This is a genomic window from Fodinicurvata halophila (assembly GCF_042651425.1).
Lineage (GTDB): Bacteria > Pseudomonadota > Alphaproteobacteria > Kiloniellales > DSM-21159 > Fodinicurvata > Fodinicurvata halophila.
This window is the reverse complement of record NZ_JBHSCW010000006.1, coordinates 238,457-258,190: the sequence shown is the minus strand read 5'-3', so window position 1 is coordinate 258,190 and position 19,734 is coordinate 238,457. Positions and strand designations below refer to the sequence as shown.

The 19,734-nt window shown below is 48.2% G+C and carries 15 protein-coding genes; 13 read left to right on the top strand and 2 right to left on the bottom strand.

Translation table 11 applies throughout. The features are described 5' to 3' along the window. The first annotated feature begins 68 nt into the window (after positions 1-68). From ACFOW6_RS12170 to ACFOW6_RS12160, 3 genes are read left to right on the top strand one after another with little or no spacing between them, the layout of a single operon-like run. Positions 69-1,241, top strand: a complete 1,173-nt coding sequence (locus ACFOW6_RS12170) for a DUF6361 family protein (RefSeq protein ID WP_382422645.1) — start codon at positions 69-71, stop codon at positions 1,239-1,241. Next, positions 1,231-3,093 (top strand): phospholipase D family protein, encoded by a 1,863-nt coding sequence (locus ACFOW6_RS12165; RefSeq protein ID WP_382422644.1) that lies wholly within the window; start codon positions 1,231-1,233, stop codon positions 3,091-3,093. The genes ACFOW6_RS12170 and ACFOW6_RS12165 overlap by 11 nt, the downstream gene beginning before the upstream one ends. Beyond that, on the top strand, positions 3,090-6,299 hold the full coding sequence (locus ACFOW6_RS12160) for a DEAD/DEAH box helicase (RefSeq protein WP_382422643.1): 3,210 nt from the start codon (positions 3,090-3,092) through the stop codon (positions 6,297-6,299). The genes ACFOW6_RS12165 and ACFOW6_RS12160 overlap by 4 nt, the downstream gene beginning before the upstream one ends. 45 nt (positions 6,300-6,344) lie before the next feature. Here ACFOW6_RS12160 and ACFOW6_RS12155 read toward each other — a convergent pair whose 3' ends face one another. Beyond that, the gene (locus ACFOW6_RS12155) at positions 6,345-7,250 is read right to left on the bottom strand and encodes a LysR family transcriptional regulator (RefSeq protein WP_382422641.1); all 906 of its coding nucleotides are present in this window, start codon (positions 7,248-7,250) and stop codon (positions 6,345-6,347) included. A gap of 196 nt (positions 7,251-7,446) precedes the next feature. Here ACFOW6_RS12155 and ACFOW6_RS12150 point away from each other — a divergent pair, with 196 nt between their 5' ends. The 10 genes from ACFOW6_RS12150 (at position 7,447) to ACFOW6_RS12105 (ending at position 18,668) form a co-directional block, all read left to right on the top strand. Further along, on the top strand, positions 7,447-8,448 hold the full coding sequence (locus ACFOW6_RS12150) for a D-cysteine desulfhydrase (protein ID WP_382422640.1): 1,002 nt from the start codon (positions 7,447-7,449) through the stop codon (positions 8,446-8,448). A gap of 150 nt (positions 8,449-8,598) precedes the next feature. Beyond that, positions 8,599-9,672 carry a TRAP transporter substrate-binding protein gene (locus ACFOW6_RS12145; protein WP_382422639.1) on the top strand — a complete coding sequence of 358 codons (1,074 nt, stop codon included), beginning with the start codon at positions 8,599-8,601 and terminating at the stop codon, positions 9,670-9,672. An 81-nt stretch (positions 9,673-9,753) separates the two neighbouring features. Continuing rightward, positions 9,754-10,353 carry a TRAP transporter small permease subunit gene (locus tag ACFOW6_RS12140; RefSeq protein WP_382422638.1) on the top strand — a complete coding sequence of 200 codons (600 nt, stop codon included), beginning with the start codon at positions 9,754-9,756 and terminating at the stop codon, positions 10,351-10,353. Between the two features lie 6 nt (positions 10,354-10,359). Beyond that, positions 10,360-11,643: a TRAP transporter large permease gene (locus ACFOW6_RS12135; protein ID WP_382422637.1), complete on the top strand. Its 1,284-nt coding sequence runs from the start codon at positions 10,360-10,362 to the stop codon at positions 11,641-11,643. A 53-nt stretch (positions 11,644-11,696) separates the two neighbouring features. After that, entirely contained in the window at positions 11,697-12,584 is an 888-nt protein-coding gene (locus tag ACFOW6_RS12130) for an MBL fold metallo-hydrolase (RefSeq protein WP_382422636.1), read from the top strand. Positions 12,585-12,619: 35 nt separating this feature from the next. Beyond that, positions 12,620-13,648 (top strand): YeiH family protein, encoded by a 1,029-nt coding sequence (locus ACFOW6_RS12125; RefSeq protein WP_382422635.1) that lies wholly within the window; start codon positions 12,620-12,622, stop codon positions 13,646-13,648. Positions 13,649-14,310: 662 nt separating this feature from the next. Further along, positions 14,311-15,618 carry a hypothetical protein gene (locus ACFOW6_RS12120; protein WP_382422634.1) on the top strand — a complete coding sequence of 436 codons (1,308 nt, stop codon included), beginning with the start codon at positions 14,311-14,313 and terminating at the stop codon, positions 15,616-15,618. Between the two features lie 46 nt (positions 15,619-15,664). Then, a complete protein-coding gene (locus ACFOW6_RS12115; protein WP_382422633.1) occupies positions 15,665-16,429 on the top strand; it encodes a hypothetical protein in 765 nt (254 codons plus the stop codon). 6 nt (positions 16,430-16,435) lie between these two features. After that, a complete protein-coding gene (locus ACFOW6_RS12110) occupies positions 16,436-17,626 on the top strand; it encodes a hypothetical protein (protein ID WP_382422632.1) in 1,191 nt (396 codons plus the stop codon). A 28-nt stretch (positions 17,627-17,654) separates the two neighbouring features. Further along, on the top strand, positions 17,655-18,668 hold the full coding sequence (locus tag ACFOW6_RS12105; RefSeq protein ID WP_382422631.1) for a hypothetical protein: 1,014 nt from the start codon (positions 17,655-17,657) through the stop codon (positions 18,666-18,668). Positions 18,669-18,791: 123 nt separating this feature from the next. Here the strand turns inward: ACFOW6_RS12105 and ACFOW6_RS12100 are convergent, their stop codons facing one another. Next, positions 18,792-19,580 carry a DNA/RNA non-specific endonuclease gene (locus tag ACFOW6_RS12100; RefSeq protein WP_382422630.1) on the bottom strand — a complete coding sequence of 263 codons (789 nt, stop codon included), beginning with the start codon at positions 19,578-19,580 and terminating at the stop codon, positions 18,792-18,794. Between the last annotated feature and the right edge of the window lie 154 nt (positions 19,581-19,734).

Here is a 19,734-nt window from a genome sequence, read left to right as displayed (position 1 = left end):
CACTTTTTAAATCACCTCTCGGATCTGTGCCGTCACCATTTATGATAATTCCCTGAGCAGGTAATCCCATGTCTTCGCTAACCTGGGTTGATTTCGACGCCGAAGAACAGAAACGTGTCCAGCACATACTCGCCATGTTCGAGGAAAGCACGACACGTAATGAGTTGGGATTGGCTGCAATACGCGATTCCATATCAGATCACTTCTTCCCAGGAACGAGCACCATCCATACAAGGCTGAGGTATATGCTCTTCATTCCTTGGATGTTGCAGGAGATCGAGGAAAGGGAGGCTTCTGAAAGGGTCAACCTGACTACACTCAGAAAGTACGAAGGACTATTGATTGACGCCTTGGAGGCAGGAGGGGAGACCAACGGTGTCATAGGGCAGCGCTCCAGAAGTCAGCTGCAGCGTCTACCAACTCATATCTATTGGTACGGGCTGGAGAGCTGGGGTATCCGCATTTTCCACGGGTCATTGGATAGCTACCTGGCGGCGCTTCGGCAGTTGAAACAGACAGGCGGGGCGATATCGCAAATAAATCCTGAGGATACCGAGCCGCGAAGCTTTTTGATCGAAAGCCTCCCCAAGGCACCCGAGGGATTTCTAGACAAAGTCGATTTCACCCTGCGGACCGAGGAAGCGGAATTCCTCCGTGATCGCCTGAGCAAATCCCATCGGAATACACTACTGACACAGTTGTCGGTGCGGGATTATGCAGATTGCAATTACGTCTGGGAGCATCCCTGTCTTTCGGAATTGGAGGAGATAACACGTGATCTTTTGGAGCATGCAAGACTATTCTCTCATTTAATGCATGGTGCAGCCCTGCTTTATGGTCTGCAGATCTGTGAGTTACTTGAAAGAGATGATTGGCTGGAGAAGCATTCGGAGGCTTTACATCAGTGGACCACGGAGTTGGAACTTGGTGCTCTGCGGCATTGGTCATTAGATAAATTAAGGGGAAGTGATTTTCATGATTTTCACGCCATAAAGCCTAAAGTCCGGAACTTCGTTGCCGAATGGAAAACCCGAGTAGTCGAAACTCAGGGGAATTTGGCGAACGATCCCAAAGCACGAGAGCTGATAAAGAAAAGAGAGCGCGGACTGAAGGGAAGTAAGTCCCGCTTCACAAACAGCTCAGTGCGCAGAATGTGGAACGGTGAGACTACGTCGGGGCGTATGGATTTTCGCTGGCCCCAGGCAAACAGCTATTTACGGGACTTGGCCAATGCCCAATAGTCCAAGTCTCTCTCCCAATGATCGTAGCCTTTATACGGAAAACCTGAGGCCGCCTCCAGGTTATCTTTTTGATTCGGCGATTGCGACGACCTACACGCTGGATCTGGAGACCCTACTGACGGTTCCCGTCAGTCTTTCTCTGTTTGCTGTTGAGGATGCGCAGGACGAGTCCAACCCTCTCGCTCTTTTGGAAGGTATCGAACGTACCGCAGAACGAATTGTGGTGTTCACCGAGGCTGGAAATATCAAGGCCAAGGAGGAAGCCTATCCTCGTCTCTGTTCCCTGATGGAGACTATGGTCGTCGAGGTACTGGCTCCGGCGGGTGGGGCTTTTCACCCCAAGGTATGGCTGTTGCGGTTCAAGCCCACGGAGAGAGGACCAATCCGGTTCAGGTTGTTGGTTCTATCAAGGAATCTTACACGGGATCGTGCCTGGGACATTTCACTCTGCCTCGATGGGACTGATACTGGTGAACTCCAGGCCGGAAATGAAGCGATCATCGAGTTTGTGGAGAGCTTGAGTAAGCTTTCGGTTCGCGACGCCCCTGATCATGCAGCGGAGCTGCTCGAGCAGGTCACCGAGCGTTTGCCGTATATTCTCTGGGAACTGCCGTCCCCCTTCACCGAAGTGGCCTTCACGGTGAACGGGCTAGGAAATACTCCGTGGAAGCCGACCCCCTGCTCGCGCCTGGGTATCGTCAGCCCTTTCTGTGACACCAGAGCACTGGAGCGATTGCGAAGGCTTTCTCAGGACTATGAGCCAATGATTGTGAGCCGTCAGGACCAATTGGATGAGGCTTTCGGAAGGGATGATTCTGACGAACTACTGGACGGCTATAAGGCTTTGATCCTGGACGACAGAGTAGAGACAGCGGATGGAGAGGATACGGAGGGTGAGCAGATCCAGGGACTGCATGCCAAGATTTTCATAGCCGAGAGAGGAGCTGAAACGAACCTGACCGTAGGGTCCGGGAATGCAACCGCAGCGGCACTGTTGGATGGACGGAATGTCGAATTCTTTGCATCTCTCGTAGGACCTAAAGCGGAAGTTGGCGATGTGGAGACAATCCTGGGACCCGAGGGTTTTGGCCAGTTGACACAGCCCTATTGTTTTGGGGAAATTGAGGATGAAGTCAGTCCCCAGGACATGGAGAGACATCTTAAACAGGCTCAACGTGACATTTGTCTCAGCGGCCTAAAGTTGCACTGTGTAAGTGAGGGCTGTGACAGCGATGATCAGTGGCGTGTTTACTTATGCGCTGAGAAGCCTCTGTCTTTGGCTCAGGTTTCCAGTTTGCAGGTCTGGCTCATTACCCTAGGCAAGGCTTGTGCTCGGAATGTCTTGGAAGAACTGAGATCCGGGGCGTCCGTAGATTTGGGTAGAATGTCGCTGTTGCATGTCACCGGATTCACCGCTTTCAGTATGGTGGCCTCGGATAACGAGACATCGCATCTCTTCAGTACGTGTTTGGAAGTCGAGGGCTTACCTGAGGGACGGTATACCCAGATATTCCGGAACATAATCAATAACGATAAGATGTTCTTTCGCTATCTCCGTCTGCTTTTGGCTCACTCCGATGATCCTTTTGCGGCCACTGATAATCGAAAGAACTGGAAAGGAGGATCGGAGAACCAGGTTGGAGAACAGGCATCCATAGTGTTTGAGCCTGTCCTAGAGGAACTGGTCCGAGATTACTGCAACGGGGCGACGCGGCTGAAATCTGTGGATCGACTCATCGAGCGATTGAGCTCTTCTGATGATAAGGAAGAAGCTTCTGTCGTTCCCGATGATTTCCTCAAGATGTGGGCGGCATTTCGGGAAGTGATGGTTTCCAAGGGAGGTGGCCAATGACGGTCGACACATTCTCGGCGGAGGCTGCCCTGAAGCCATTGAAAAAATTTCAACGTGATACGGTCGAGTACGCTTTCAGACGCCTTTACCTGGACGAGGGTGGCACAAACCGCTTTTTGGTCGCGGATGAGGTTGGTCTGGGGAAGACGCTTGTTGCCAGAGGGGTCATAGCAAAGACCATCGAGTATCTCCGAGACAAGCAAGACCGAATAGACATCATCTACATTTGTTCCAATCAGGCGATTGCACATCAGAACCTTAAGCGCCTGAATGTTCTCGGTCAGAACACTCTTTCCGCCGCGACACGCATTACCCTCATACCATTCGTACGTGGCGACTTACCTGCTTTGTCGGAAAGCAAGGTGAATTTCATCAGCCTGACGCCGAGCACAACCTTCGACCTGAAATCATCCAAAGGGGTCAAGCAGGAGCGCGCATTCCTCTATCATCTGCTGAGTCCCCTCATTCCTTGCCAGGAGGGTTTCTGCAAACTTCTGCAGTGCAGTGTGGGCGATGGCAATTGGAAATGGGAAGTTTCCAATCTGAACCTTGATAAGGTTGAGGCCTCGCTTATCGAAAGGTTTCGACAAAAGATCCAGGCTGAAACAGAGCTGTTCGAGGAAGTTATCCGTCTCTCGGAATTGTATCGAGCTTATAATACCGAAGAGTTTTCAGAGCCTGTTTACGATCGTAATGCCTTGATCGGAGAGCTTCGGCGACAATTGGCCACTGTGTGCCTGGACGCTCTGAAGCCTGATCTCATCATTCTGGATGAGTTCCAAAGGTTCAAACATGTACTCAACCAGGAAACGGATCATGGAGAGTTGGCCCGGGAACTTCTCTCCTATTCAGGTGAGGGTGTCGTTTCCGATGAGACGTCAGATGTACGAGTGCTGATGCTTTCGGCTACGCCCTACAAGAAGCTCACTTTGTCGGGTGATGCGGACGAGGACGGTGACCACTACGATGAGTTCCTATTCGTTCTGAAGTTTCTCTACGACGATCCCGCTGGAGAGTCGGAGGTTATCCAGAATCTGCCCAGCAAGCTCAAATCCTTCAGAAGGGCTCTCCAACAACTCCCCTCCTCGAAGGAATGGGCTGCTCAGAATCGCGATACGATCCAGACCTATCTCAAGGCCGTCATGGTTCGAAGAGAGCGCGTAAGGCATACGAGCAGGCAGGATGCGATGTTAGAGGAAGTCAAAGCATCTCCAGTGCAGCTGACTGCAGATGATCTTCGAAATGCGGACGCCGTGTCCCGTGTTGCTATGTCCGTTTCAGCACCCAATAACCTGGAGTACTGGAAGTCGGCGCCCTACCTGCTGAATTTCATGCAGCATTACAAACTGAAGCAGTTGATGAAGGAGCAGCTTCCGGGGCCACTATCTGATTATATCGACGCGATGAACTCGGCTCGGCCGAGCCTGTTGAATAGGGAAAGGATCAGTGACTACCAGCCGATCGACCCTGGCAACGGCCGAATGCGACGGTTAATGGAAGACCTATTCGGACAAGGGGAGCCAGGTGAGAATGACCGAAGCCTTCATCGGCATCTCTGGCTGCCTCCTTCCCTGCCATACTATGACCGTAAGCAAAGGCCTTGTGACGGCTCGTCAGAACAGCGGCCCCTGACGAAGTCGTTGATATTCTCCAGTTGGTCCATGGTGCCGGATGCAATTTCTGCATTGGTTACCTATGAGGCTGAAAGGCTTATGGGGTGTGGCCAATCCGGTCATGGTTACTTCGATCAATACGATCAGCGACCTCTTCAGTTTCAATATCACGAAGATAGGCCTACGGGACTGAGGAACCTGCTCCTGCTGTATCCGTCGCCCACCCTTGCGTCAGAAGGCGACCCATTTAGCGTTTTCTCGGATCATGAGACCGGCCTTACCTATCAAGAAATGCGTACATCCCTGACGAAACGGATACAAAAACTCCTCTCCGATCTCGGATTACAGCAGTCCTCTCAATCCAGAGCACATGGAGAACTCTCGACAATACCCCTTGTGCTGGATGCAAAGAAATCTAGTCGTCTCCTCGAATGGGTGACGTCGGCGGAGGTAGGATTGTTGGGACTCTCCAAGGAGGAGGGGTATCAAAAGCATTGTGTGGCGCTAGCCGACAAAGCGAATGAGGTCTCAGAGCCACGAGTATCCCAAGAGGATCTGGATCTCTTGGTGGATCTCTGCCTGGGCAGTCCCGCGGTCTGTGCGTTGCGGTCCTTGCGGCGTATTGCACCGGAGATTGAATGGGAAAATCAGGTATTGCTAACGGCAGCTGCGAAAGTGGCTTGGGCCTTTCGCTTTCTCTTTAACCAGCAGCAAGTTGTTGAACTGGTGCGGAAAGAGGACAAGAGGGGATATTGGAATAAGGTCCTCCAGTACTGTGCGCGGCACAATCTCCAGGCTGTCCTGGATGAGTATGCCCACTGCCTCGTGGAGAACGAGGGATTAAGTGCAAGTGAACCTGAGGAAAAGGTTCGAGGTGTTGCTGAGGCTATGGCCAATGCACTGACCATCAAGCCATCCCAGATTCATGTGGATTGGCCGCAGGTGAAGGATGGGCAGGTCACCATAGCCGCCAATCCTCAGATGCGCGGTCGCTTTGCCATGCGCTTTGCCGATTACAAGGATGAAGAAGGCGAAAGCCAGCGCGTGGACAAGGTGAGGTCAGCCTTCAATTCCCCTTTCCGTCCTTTCGTTCTGGCCACGACCTCGATCGGTCAGGAGGGTCTTGATTTTCACCCCTATTGCTATCGGATCTACCACTGGAACCTGCCAAGTAACCCCGTTGATTTGGAACAGCGTGAAGGGCGCATTCATCGCTTCAAGGGACACGCTGTCCGGTTAAATCTGGCCAACAAGCATGTTGCTGACGCCAAGGAATGCAATAACCAAAACACAGATCCTTGGACCAGGATGTTTCAGGCGGCACAGCAGGAATCTGACTCCGAGACAGGTCTAATTCCATATTGGATCTATGAGGGGGATACCTGCATCGAACGGGTTGTCCCGATGTTTCCCTACAGTCGGGAAGAAAAACAGTTGGAGTGGTTGAAGCGAAGCTTGGCGGTTTATCGATTGGCGTTTGGCCAGCCACGCCAGGAAGACCTTCTGGATTACTTGAACACTCTTCAGGACGAAGTGATGAATGTAGATGATCTCTCCGAGTTTCAGATAGAGCTCCTGCCAGCTGCTGTATAGTTACAAATAAAGAAAAATTATTAATGAATATGTTCACTTTATAATTTATATTTTTATTCTATCAGATTTAATTTTATCCCAGAATTCACGTAATTTAGGGTATTTATTATTGTTTGAGCAATATAGGCATACATCTAGCTTTATTGATCTTAGTTCATTCTCTAATGATATTAACTTTCCTCTCATTAGTTCATCTTCTATAATTTTTTTTGGTAACCAAGACAATCCCATATCTGAAATAGTCATCTCTTTTATACCCATGGTAAAAGCACTTTCACAAACGGTTTCAATAGTATTATTTTTAACTAAATCTAGTAAGCATTCCCGTCTTAATATGCGCCCCAGAAAGCTATCTTCTGGGTATTTTAAAAGTCGAATATTCCCACCATTTTGCAGCGCAGTGCGTATCTGCTGAACTGATATTTCTGTCCCAACAGGTAAAAGGTATTCATGTCCGAGAAGAATGCATGAGAAATCACTCGTTTGATCTAGTCGTGGTTCTTCTTCAGATCTAAACGAGAGAAGTAAATCAGCATGACCTTGTGAGAGTTGCTCTATACAATCATCTAAGTCACCAGTGCGGACTTGGAACGCTGTTTCGTGCCTATATTCTTGTAAGATATTCAGCAATTTTGGTAAGTGACTAACCATTAACGTATGCTGCGTAGCTAATGAAAAACGTGAATCCGCAGCTGCGTCGGCGCGCATGTGGCTGCGAAGTTCATAAGTTGATTCAACGACGCGCCGCATTACTGGTTCGAACCTGGCTGCGGTGGTTGTGAGCTTTAAGCTATGAGAACCGCGATTCACCAGTTGAACTCCAAGCCAATGCTCTAGCATTTGAATTCTGCGTGAAAATGCTGGCTGCGTCACATTCCGGCGTTGTGCGGCTTTTGAGAAAGAGCCGGTTTCTATCAATAACAGAAAATCTTCGAGCCAGTTCAATTTCATAGCTGGTCGTACCTATCTGCAAAAGCTGTATTATGCAAATTTTTAATGCAGCAAGCAATTATTGGCATTGGAGCGATTTATGCCCGACTGGTATTTTTCAGCTACAACCTACTTTGAAGCCATCCCGACATGGAACGGCTCTCAAATGCTAACAGTGAGATCATAAATTTATCGCATAAAGGAGCTAGAGAGCATTATGCATTTGTCTCGTTTCAATCGTCTGCACTTTGCTCACCTCCCGACGCCACTAGAGCCTATGGAGCGTCTTAGTGCCTATCTGGATGGGCCGAAGCTGTGGATTAAAAGAGACGATTGCACAGGGCTATCCACCGGGGGCAATAAGACGCGGAAGCTAGAGTTTTTGATAGCGGATGCCTGGGAGCGTGAAGCTGATTGCGTAATTACCCAGGGCGCTACTCAGTCCAACCATGCGCGACAGACAGCAGCAGCTGCAGCGAAATGCGGAATGGAATGTCATATCATTTTAGAGGACCGCACTAATATAGAACACTCATCGTATACCGATAATGGGAATGTCCTACTTAATCTCTTGCATGGCGCGAATGTTAGTACGCGCCCTGGGGGCACAGACATGAACTCTGAAATGGAAGTTCTTGCTGATGACCTTAGGACTCAAGGGAAAAAGCCATATATAATACCAGGCGGAGGCTCAAATGAGATCGGGGCTCTGGGATATGTGGACGCTGCACTTGAGCTTCTCACACAGGCAAATTCTCAAAACTTACTGATTAATCATGTTGTGCATGCCACGGGGAGTGCAGGGACACAGGCTGGACTTGTAACGGGTTTGGTCGGTTCTAATAGCGGTATACCCGTTTTAGGTATCGGTGTCCGAGCAATGAAAGAGGTTCAGGAACTAAATGTTCTTGCTCTTGCTGAACGTACATCTGAGCATATCGGGATCGGAAATGTAGTGAAGCATAAGCATGTCGAAGCCAATTGCGATTATGTGGGATTGGGTTACGGGTTGCCCACAGATTCAATGATTGAGGCGGTTGCTCTGCTTGCCCGACTGGAGGGGATATTGCTCGATCCAGTTTACTCAGGAAAGGGTATGGCTGGTCTTATAGACTTAATCAGGAGGGGTTATTTTAGTCGTGATCAGAATGTCGTATTTATCCATACAGGTGGGAGTGCGGCACTATTCGGTTATCCTGATATATTCACTGATAAATAGTAATAGGAGGGAAGTGCCAGTGCTATAAATGGGAAAGTTATAACTCGGGCGTTTTGCATTTTCTTTTTGTGCGCAATGGTTGTCCGCAGGAAGTTGGTATGCAAAACCTATCACCAAAATACAAATTCGAATTAGAACAGGGAGATGGGAATGTTTAATAGATCTAAGTTGTGTGCATCAATAGCTTGTTCAGCACTACTTTTTGCTGCGCCATTTAATCAGTCAGTTTTGGCGCAAGATGAGCTTCCAGAAACAGAGGTTAACGTTGTAGGCAGCTGGGGCAACTTAGCTGTATATCAGGAGCGCGAAAAGCCATTTTGGACTAAAACTATTCCGGAAGAATCGGGAGGCGCCGTTACCGCAAATCTCCGTCCATTCACGGAGATGGGTATGAGTGGTGAAGAGGTGTTTAGCCTATTAAGGCAAGGTGTCCTTGAGTTTGCAACTTCTGCGATCGGCTATGTAGCGGGAACAGATCCGCGAACAGAAGGAACTGATCTTGCGGGTCTCACAGAAGACATTGATCAAATACGAGAGGCAAATGAAGCTTATCGACCCTATCTCAATGAGCGATTTGAAGAGCAGTACGGGTTAAAGCTTCTTGCGTTCTTCCCTAATCATGATCTTGCAATGGCATGCAATACGCCTATCAACGGTATTGATGATCTAGAGGGCAAGAAGATCCGTGTCCATAGTCGATCCTTGGCTGAATTTGTAGAGGCTGCAGGCGCTACAAGTTCCAGCATCCCATTTCCGGATGTGGTTCCAGCTCTGGAGCGTGGCGTAATTGACTGTGCTGTATCAGCAGTTTTGGGTCTCTATAACGCAAAATGGTATGAAGTCACCTCTCATCTATACACGCTACCGCTAGGGTGGAGCATGTTGTTCCATGCTGCGAATTTGGAGGCTTGGAATGCTCTCCCAGAGAACGTCCAAACATTCCTCGAAGATGAGCTGCAGGCTTGGGAAGAACGGAATTGGGAGTGGGCCCAAACTGATACCGAAGATGGGGTGGCCTGTTTGACAGGCGGTAACTGTCCTTATGGTGAACCAGCCTCTCTTACCCTAGTTGAGGTATCGGACGAGGACAGGAAAAGGATTCACGAAATTCGTGATGAGGTCATAGTGCCTTCCTGGGCTGAGAGGTGTGGTGAAGAATGCACAACCTCCTGGAACGAAACTGTTGGAAATGTGCTCAATACATCTGCTTCCATTGAAGAATAAGAGAAGCCATAGTGCAAGCTGGGCTCGCCTAACGAGCGTGCCTAGCTTGCGACTATGCACATGGTGTTAAAGAGCATGCAATTGGAAAAAATAATCAATCTTATCCGTACAATAGCGCGCGCCGGTGTTTGGTGCAGCGGAAGCGTAATGCTGATCATTGCTATTTTAATCACCGCTGAAGTTATTTCACGTAAGGCATTTAGTTATCATATTATCGCAGCTGATGAACTAGCGGGATATGCATTAGCCATAACAACGTCATGGTCTATATCATTTACTCTACTCGAACGTGGACACATACGAGTTGATGCTCTTTACATGATACTTCCCAATAAACTGAAAGCCATACTGGATATAATAGGTCTTTTTGCGCTATCAGTGTTTCCTTTATCATTAACATGGTACGCGTATCACATGCTTACTAATTCATGGGAACTTGGAAAAGTATCTAATACTGCAATGGCAATGCCATTATGGATTCCACAGGGTATTTGGTTTATTGGCTTAATTTTCTTTGCTCTTACCACTGTTGTTTTGCTTCTAAGAGTTTTAGTCCTTTTTGCTGCCGGAGATGTGGAGCAGGTGAATCGCTTGGCGGGAACACGATCAGTAAGCAGTGAACTGCACGATGAGATTGACGAGATCACCGTAAACAAACAACAAAGTTATTCAGGGCGATAATAGGTTATGCTCCTTTATACTCTTATCCTACTTGTCGTTCTACTGGCGTTAGCTATTCCAGTGGCCGCCACACTTGTTGTGATGGGGTTCGCTCTCAACTGGCAATTCTCTATGATGCCCCTGCATAAGGTGATAGCGGAGATTACCTGGACTAGTTCTACTAGCTTTATCCTAGTAGCAATTCCTTTGTTCATTCTGTTGGGGGAAATCTTACTACGCGCAGGTATAGCAGAACGCATGTATGGCGCTATGCGAATTTGGTTAACCTGGCTACCTGGCGGGTTGATGCATTCGAATATCGTTGCCAGTGCTGCATTTGCAGCCACTTCCGGTTCAAGTATTGCTACTGCAGCAACAATAGGAACAGTCGCTGAGCCTCAGATTAGAAAACAAGGCTGCAACGAGCGCCTTTTTTTGGGCACCCTTGCTGCTGGTGGTACTGTAGGTATTCTTATACCGCCATCTATTAACATGATTATATATGGCGTACTAACTAACACATCGATCGCTCAGCTTTATATCGCAGGTATTATACCAGGAATACTTTTAGCGATGATGTTCATGCTGACTATTTTTATTGCCTGTGCGTTAAAGCCCAGTTGGGGTGGTAGGCAGGAAGAGGCCACTTGGACGCAAAGGTTTTCCGTCATAGCGGATTTTCTCCCACCCTTTGCGATATTCTTCGCCATCATGGGATCTATTTATTTGGGTTGGGCCACTCCCACGGAATCCGCTGCAATTGGGGTTATTGTAGCGCTGTTTTTAGCTTTGTGTCATGGGCGCCTCAATTTGCGCATGCTTCGTAGTGCGTTCGAGGGAGCCATGCGCACAACAGCTATGGTCATGCTTGTTATCATGGCCGCCTATTTTCTAAATTTCGTACTTTCGGGTATTGGGTTAACATCCCAGTTGAATGAATTCATTGTTTCTCTCGATCTAACCAAGTATCAGCTATTGATAACAATAATATTATTTTATGTTGTGCTGGGTTTTTTCATGGAAGTACTGACACTAATGATAACAACAGTTCCAATAATTGCGCCAATAGTATTCTCTGCTGGTTTTGATCCGATTTGGTTTGGAGTTATTTTGATGATACTACTTGAAACGGCCCTAGTAACACCACCTATAGGTCTGAATCTTTATGTGGTCCAGGGTATTCGTAAAGCAGGGCCTATTCACGATGTTATTATCGGTGTTGTTCCTTTCGTGTTCGCCATGTTTGCTATGATAGCAATTCTGATTGGGTTTCCAGAATTGGCAACTTATCTACCGGGAATTATGAAATAAAGAAGCTGATATTATGTATAAATTGCAATATAATATTATTATAGGTGAAATTAATGAGTAATATTGACATTGGTTCTAATGCTTGGAAGATGCCGTCAAATCATAATGGAATGATTGATTTACAGAATAATTCACCTGATGAGAATTCTGGTGAGGTTGGAATTTCTTATTATGGAAGTTCTGCATTTTGTATAAATTCGCCAACTGGGATATCAATAATGATTGACCCATGGCGTAACCACCCTTCTAGGACATTTGATTGGTACTTTGAGGATTTTCCTCGTGTTAGGGTTAACATTGGTGTTTGCACACATGCGCACTTTGATCATGATGCATTACATAGATTAGACACCGATGTTGCAATTGAGCGCCTTGTCGGTGATTACAAGTTCTCTGATGTATCTATCCAGGGTATTGCTGATAAACATGCGACGGATTGTAGTTGTGGTTTCTATGACTATAACAAGGTCCTGAAAGAGGTATACGCTGTTGACATAAATCCACCCAATAATCCCCGTTCATGGGATAACTGTTTGATTGTTGTGGAAACTGGAGGGCTGCGCATTCTTCATTGGGGAGACAACAGGGCAGATCCTCCTGAGGAAGTCTGGCAAGCACTTGGTCATATAGATATTGCACTCCTTCCGATTGATGATTCCCGTCATGTTTTGGGATATGCGCCAGTTGATTCGGTTATTGCCCGCTTGAACCCAAAAGTTGTTATTCCGCATCACTACTATATCTGGGATGTACTTCAGCGACATAGCACTTTGCTAACCCCTGAAAATTGGCTTGAGAAGCAGTCAACTGTTGTGCGGCTTGATGAAGCTAAAGTCAGTTATAGTCGAGATACTTTACCAAACGTTGGGCCAGTCGTTCATTATTTTGGTGAAAATGTAATGTTTGATAAAGAATCGTGGCGACGTGGTGAGATGATTTAATCCATTTTTTTAAATACCCTAAAGTGGTAAGTGAGGTGAATTATTATAAAAATCTAATTGGATGGCCTAAGTACTTATTTAGAAGTGTCTTCGGAGTTCACCTGCCAGGCCTGCTGTTCAGTATTCTGATTGCCATAGCCGCACACTTCATCACCGATCACTACGGCGGGCCGACGATCCTCTTTGCCCTCTTGCTGGGCATGGCCTTCAATTTCGTCTCCGCTGAACCCCGCTTTGCGCCGGGCGTGGGCTTCACGGCAAAGCAGATCCTGCGTATCGGCGTGGCCCTGCTGGGCGCGCGCATCACGGTGGAGCAGATCCTGGCGTTGGGGGGCGAGGTCATGCTGGCCGTGGCGGCCGCTGTCGTGCTGACCATAGGTTTCGGCTTCCTCGCCGCCCGGACACTGGGGCTTAACAGCCGTTTCGGGATCCTGTCCGCCGGTTCGGTGGCCATCTGCGGCGCCTCGGCCGCGGCCGCCATCTCATCGGTCCTCCCGAACTACAAGAGCAAGGAACGCGATACGGTCTTCACCATCATTGGCGTGACCACGCTCAGCACGGCCGCCATGATCATCTATCCCGTGATTGCCGGACTTTTTAATTTCGACGACACCCAGATCGGCGTCTTCCTGGGCGGCACCATTCATGACGTCGCCCAGGTCGTGGGGGCAGGCTACAGCGTCTCGGATGAGGCAGGTGATACGGCCACCATCATTAAGCTGCTGCGTGTCGCGCTGCTGGTGCCGGTGGTCCTGACCATATCCCTCGCAGCACGTCGCAATTCGGATAGCAACGGCGGCGGCAAGGCCGGAAACCTGTTGCCCGGCTTCCTGATTGCCTTCCTGCTGATCGTGGGCGCCAACAGCCTGACGTTGATTCCCACCAGCGTTCAGAACCTGCTCAGCGAGGCCTCTCGCTGGTGTATCATCACCGCGATCGCGGCCCTGGGGGTCAAGACCTCACTGGTCGAGATGGTGAAAGTCGGAGGCCGTGCCATCGGCATGATCGTAGCCGAAACGCTTTTCATCGCTGCAATCGTCATTACCGCCCTGCTGGCAATCTGAGTGCTCGAGAGTAAAAAATAGAGAATTCCTGGAAATTTATACGATATAAATAAAAGTTAATTTAAAGGAAAAAAGATATCCTGGTCGGTCCAATCAAATCGTTCCCGCAGCACTTCGGCCAGTGTTTTCACTAAGCGACTCACTTCCTTACGAGCAAAACCAGTAGATACGCATCTCCGGTAAGAACCAAAATACGGTGTGCTGTTAACATAGTGCAATTTAAAATTGTTTCGCACTAAATGGTTACTGCTGAGAACAGGAGAAGTGCGCGGTCTGTAGCAATTAGAGTGTTGATGCAATTCAGACGTTAAAGGCAGCCAGCCTTGCAAGCGAGATGTAAGGATGTCTAAAATGCTAATCAAAGTGGTCTAAGGGGTGCGGCTAGGGGTATGCCGAAACCAGAATATCACTAAAGAATACAATATACTTTCTTATACGTGCCCCAATAATGCGTCTGTATGTGACCGCTAAGTACCAGGCGCAGCAAACTAGGGGAAGGTTGGTAGTTAGTGTCCTTACGCAATTTCTTTTCTAGGGTGTTCGGATGGTTCGAGCGTCCTCGTCACACGTATGTTCCATCAACACGCACATTTCCGGTCCCTGATACTGAGGAGCTCAAAAGAGAATTAAACCTGGAGCGTCTTGGTAAGCAGCGGGGTGAAGTGGAGGAACCAGCGTCGGATGCTGAGAATTACGATGATGTTGAACGGGAGATCATATCTGTAATCGAGAGGGAATTTGATAGGTCCAAAGAGAAATACAATGATGAGATGAGGGGATATTCGGATCGCCTTTCATCTATAGATCTGGAAGAACCTGTTAGCTCGATTAAGATAATCTCTCGCGATGCGTTAAGTAAAATACAAGCAAATCTTAGCGGTGGAGCGGATAAGTTATTTAATAGTAGATATTCCTTAATAGGTATAAGGAGGGAGTTGGAAAACTTCAGGAGTAATAATGGATTAGAAAACCGAAATGCGCACTATCCAGAATCTAGAATACTACATTATGGTGTTCTACTATTATTTCTATGTATAGAAGCGATTATGAATGGTTTTTTTCTTGGGGAAACTCATACTTTTGGATTGTTGGGAGGGTTTTCCGAGGCAGTTATAATCGCTATAGTCAATGTATCTATAGGATTTATAGTAGGGTTATTTTTCTTACGACAGTTATTCCATAGAAATATATTCAGAAAACTCATAGGTGGATTATTTTGCATAGCATATTTTTCGGGAATACTATTATTTAATTTGGCTGTTGCTCATTATAGAGATGTGCTTGCCGGGGGAAATTGGGAAGTCGCTCATCTCGAGGTAATCCCGCGACTGCTTTCTGATCCACTTGCGGTAAGCGATATTAAGTCATGGCTGCTGTTTGGCGTGGGGGTTTTGTTTTCGATTTTTGCGTTGGTCGATGGACTCACGGTTGATGATCTGTACCCAAACTACGGTCCCCTTTGGCGGGAACACAAACGGGAAGGGGAGGATTATGCGGAGGTGAAGGATGAATGTATGGGAGACCTCGAAGAGGTGCAGGTGGATGCCATTGAGAGGCTAGAAGAGACAAGAGAGCAGTGGAAACAAGATCGCGGAGAGTACGAAAGAATTATAAATTTTCAGAATAGACTACATCAGTCATATATCGAGCATATTTCTGCGCTCCAACGTGTTGGAAATGAACTTCTGGGTGTCTATCGCAAGACTAATCAAAAATACCGCAGCACACCAAGTCCAACACATTTTCAGGATGCGTGGACACTTCAAGCAGAAATACCCGCAAACCCCCCAGGCGTGAATCAGCAGAAATTGGAGGATGCTTCAAAACAGCTGAACGCTGTTCTTGAGGAGGAGCTCGACAAAATTCACCAAAAGTATGATGAGGGAGTGGCGGTTTATAAGAAAATCGAGGAATTGACGGAAGAGGAGCTCCGTAGTGGCTCGGCGCAGGACATCATCGAGAAGACGTAGTCGATCATCGCAACGGCGAGTTCGGCAGAAGAACGTTCTCGGCTTCGTGATTGGTGGACTGGTTATTGCCGTTATGGGGGGTGGTTTGTTTGCTTACCAGAACTTTACCCGAGAGCCTCTCAATCCAGAAACAGGCTGTCCTGAGTCGGGAGCTGACTCACTGACCGTGGTCATGGTGGATGGTTCAGATCCATTGACTGCTCGTCAGCGTGCGTTCGTCGTAAATCAGTTGGAAGATGTGAAGGAGGAAACACCTGTTGGAGGTGCTCTGAAGGTTTACCGCCTTGGTACGGATATGGAGGACCTTCTGGAGCCATTGGCGTTCGTTTGCAATCCCGGTCGAGCTGAGGATGTTAATGAACTCGTAGCCAGCCCCAAACGCGTGGAGAGGCGTTGGAATGAAGTGTTTCAGTCCAGGCTGGATGAGGTGTTTAAGAAGCTCTTGAAACCCGGTCAGGAAGATTGGTCACCGATTTTTGAGTCCGTTCAGTCCGTGGGTATAACCAATTTCTCGGACAATGATTGGGAGGGAAAGCCAAAGAAGTTGGTGATTATATCGGATCTACTACAGTATACGCCAAGGTATAGTCACTACGAAGATCCGGGAGATTTCGAAGAGTTTAAGAATATAGATTACTACAAGGAAATTCGAACAAACTTAAAGGGTGTTGAGGTGACATTATACTATGTCCCAAGAGATACTCAGAGAGACATTCAAGGGCAGGAACATCTCGAGTTCTGGAAAGATTACTTTATTAATCAGGGAGCGAAACCGGGGGATCCTGCCTTTTTCGTGCATGTTCAGGGATAAGGCTTAATGGCACGCTCAAGGGGCACTCAAAGGAAGAATGCAAAAGAGGAATCTAAAGATAATAAATCATCATTTGTTGATAAGTATGCGTTCTTTCTAATTTTCGCAATCGGCGCAGCTGGTGTTATATTTCTTAGGGCATATTATGATATAGAATATATCTATATCATAATATTACCTCTCGCTCTAATGCTATTATATTTAGTGGTTTGTCATTTTAGTAGACGGCTTCGCCTACGACCTGATCAAATTGGCGACAATATTTATTATCTTGGTTTTCTATATACACTCGTAAGTCTTGCTGTCGCGCTGTATTACTTTTCGGAGGAAGAGGCCCTCGAGCATATCATTTCAAATTTCGGCATCGCCCTTGGCACGACGATCCTTGGTGTAGCTTTGCGAGTGGTTATGCACCAGATGCGCGAAGATCCGATTGATGCAGAACAAGAAGCGCGGTCTGAACTCGTGGAGGCGAGCAGCAAGCTGCGTTCTGAACTCTCCTCGATTACAACTCAATTCAGCAGCTTTAGCCATGCGATGCGCCAATCTGTTGAAGAGGCTATGGAGAGTGTTGGGCAGTCGGCTCAGTCTGTTCTACGGGAATCAACCGAGGAATTCCGGCAATCAACGGAGCAACTTTCGGAGACATCAAAAAGAGTCACCGAGGATATCGCGGCCACATCCGAAGAATATAACAAGCGTGCGAAAGCATTGAACTCAGCGTCACGGCGACAAGTGACAGCAGTTGAGAAAATTGCGGACCGCCTGGAATCCATAGAGATCCCCGAGAACTACATAGCGAACAAGGTATCCGATCTAACAGAGCAGCACCAACGTGCGCTTGAAGAGCAGCTCAGCCAGTTCGGGCAAACGCTCAGCAGTCAGATTGAGGAGAGTTCAAGGCAAACCTTTGATGCCATGCAGGAACTGACGAAACGCCAGAAAGAAGTGTATGAGACTTTCACTGGCCAAGCCAAGGAGGACCTGGAGAACCTGAGAGAAAACAGGCGTGCCATCGAGGCCGAGGCCGAACGTGCGAAAAGAGCGAGTGCAGAGATCGTAAACAGTTTGGCCGAAGTGGAACGTGCGCGAAAGGCGGCAGCAGAGGCCAGCACTCGAAACGAACCCGAAGGGGCATTGCACCGCGAGGCAGAAAAGCGTCCTGGCCCTTTCAAGCGTTTACTCGGGCGTAGATGACACGCCATGAGGCAGAAGTAATCTACACATGAAAATACATCAGCAAGATGAGGCTTATAAACGGGGCCTGGTCCTAGGTCTCACAATGGCGGAAATCGTGATTCTCTTGCTGTTCTGCCTCCTTCTGGCGTTGGCAACCATACTCCTGAACCGCAGGGAAACGATCGAGGAGTATGAGAGCACGATAGAAGCTCAGGCAGAAGAAATAGAGGACATAAAAGAGAATCAGGTCACGGATGAAGAAAGGGAGGCCATACTCAAGATAGTGAGATATTGGGAGGAGTATGGTCCAGAGGATACCTCTGCATCGGAATATTTCAGTGAGCTTGTTCTCAATATCGAGAATCTGAACTCACTGGAAGAGGAGATAACTAAGCTGGCTGAGAAGAGAGAATCCCTTGAGAGGCAGGTATCAAGGTACCAAGAAGAGATTGATCAAAGAGATGTCCTTGAGGAAAGGCTCGCCAATTTGGAACGTGAGCTAGATAGGGCAAGGGAAGAACTGGAGGAGAAGGAAGAGGAACTCCGTGCCGAGACAGAGGGGCACAACTGGCCTCCAATCATTATGCTGAAGGAAACGGAAGGCTATAGGTTTCCAACGGGGGATGCTGAGCTAACGGCTGATTTTGAAGAGAGGTTATCCTCATCGGTCATCCCGGCGATTGAACGGTATGCAAACGAATTTAACGTGGATGTCATTGAGGTTATTGGACATACCGATGAGCAGCCTATCAACAGGAGCCAAAGTAACCTTGATCAGGCGTTGCTCCCGTTTCTCTCGAATGAATCAGATGCAAAACTTATCGCTGCGGATAATCCGGGATTGGGAATGGCTCGGGCAGCCAATGTAGCACGATATCTACTCCGCGACGGTCGTCTTGGGGAGTATGAGATTCTCCCAATTTCGAGTGCGCAGGTGGTGGATAGTAGCGGAGAACTGGCGGACGGCACTGAGAGCGGGGATGTCCCGGAGCGGCGACGCATTGAGATCCGACTAAGAAGGTCGCAGAGCGAAGACAGAGCCCAGATCGAAATTGAATAGTATCCCTTGAGATAGGGCTCTACTGGCTCGAACCTTTATAGGTATATCGCATACTACGACTTTGCGTTTTAGCTTTTGGATGCTTCATACAAGTGAGTGTGATTGGCTCTGCGATGGGGAAGGCTAACAGCCTAATTGGGCATCCAGGGAATTCTTAGGCCACCCAGGCTCCCGCGGAAACAGATCAAGATCGGTGCGCTCCTCGATTTCACTTAGTGACACCGTGTAGGCACAGTAGTCAGCGTCGCGAGGGATGTCCTGGTCCATCACGAAAGCTGATAGGCGGCCGTTTGGTGTGCTGATCACCTTCCAATAAGCCGAGGGCACTTCGTGGACCTCGTCGGCATTAGGCAATTCGGGCATCGGCTCTTCATACAGAGGGCCAGTGATCACGTAGACGCCACCCAGCTCGTAAGCAGCATCCCGAACGGCCGTTTCAAGGTAGCGCCAGGCGCCTTGGTTCATGTCACTTTTCTGGGGTGCAATGTTGGAGATGATGTTGGTCGCCCGCCAGTAGACGGTGCCCGCAAAAGCTGCCAAGGGGGCCAGGTGACCGCGGTCGTAACCAACCTCTCTGTGGGCATACTTGTAGTCATCCCGTTCTAGAACCTGTGGATCATCCAGGAATTCATCATCTTTCCAGGAGCGGTTCAGGGAGCTGGAGGTTCCAATCGTGGAAGGCGTGACTTTGTAGGCAACCCAATCAGCCAGCTTGGTCTCATCATTTGCTGAGAAGGTAAAGATCTCGCGGACAACCAGTGGATTGCTATCTGCGGCGCTCTCTGGGCAACCGGCAAGGCAATGAGCAATATGGATGTCGCGTGCTTCGGCAGAGTCTATCAGTACGCTTGATATTTCAATTACCAGGGCCGTACATAGAAACCATACGGTGGCGGATATTCTGATTTTCATACTTTCGGCATCCTCCTGAGCCTTATTCAGTTAACTCTCCTGGAAAGAATACATCCAATCGGTGGATTCTGAGTCACGCTGTACCCTCTCAAGGTGAAATGAGTGTATGACATTTCTCCTATCAAGAATCGAAATTTTCTAAAGCCTATAGTAG

Bases quoted from the DNA above. Each gene is read 5' to 3' on its own strand.
- ACFOW6_RS12160 (WP_382422643.1), top strand. From the start codon at position 3,090: ATGACGGTCGACACATTCTCGGCGGAGGCTGCCCTGAAGCCATTGAAA.
- ACFOW6_RS12105 (WP_382422631.1), top strand. From the start codon at position 17,655: ATGAAAATACATCAGCAAGATGAGGCTTATAAACGGGGCCTGGTCCTA.
- ACFOW6_RS12165 (WP_382422644.1), top strand. From the start codon at position 1,231: ATGCCCAATAGTCCAAGTCTCTCTCCCAATGATCGTAGCCTTTATACG.
- ACFOW6_RS12110 (WP_382422632.1), top strand. From the start codon at position 16,436: ATGGCACGCTCAAGGGGCACTCAAAGGAAGAATGCAAAAGAGGAATCT.
- ACFOW6_RS12130 (WP_382422636.1), top strand. From the start codon at position 11,697: ATGAGTAATATTGACATTGGTTCTAATGCTTGGAAGATGCCGTCAAAT.
- ACFOW6_RS12155 (WP_382422641.1), bottom strand. From the start codon at position 7,250: ATGAAATTGAACTGGCTCGAAGATTTTCTGTTATTGATAGAAACCGGC.
- ACFOW6_RS12150 (WP_382422640.1), top strand. From the start codon at position 7,447: ATGCATTTGTCTCGTTTCAATCGTCTGCACTTTGCTCACCTCCCGACG.
- ACFOW6_RS12100 (WP_382422630.1), bottom strand. From the start codon at position 19,580: ATGAAAATCAGAATATCCGCCACCGTATGGTTTCTATGTACGGCCCTG.
- ACFOW6_RS12170 (WP_382422645.1), top strand. From the start codon at position 69: ATGTCTTCGCTAACCTGGGTTGATTTCGACGCCGAAGAACAGAAACGT.
- ACFOW6_RS12145 (WP_382422639.1), top strand. From the start codon at position 8,599: ATGTTTAATAGATCTAAGTTGTGTGCATCAATAGCTTGTTCAGCACTA.
- ACFOW6_RS12135 (WP_382422637.1), top strand. From the start codon at position 10,360: ATGCTCCTTTATACTCTTATCCTACTTGTCGTTCTACTGGCGTTAGCT.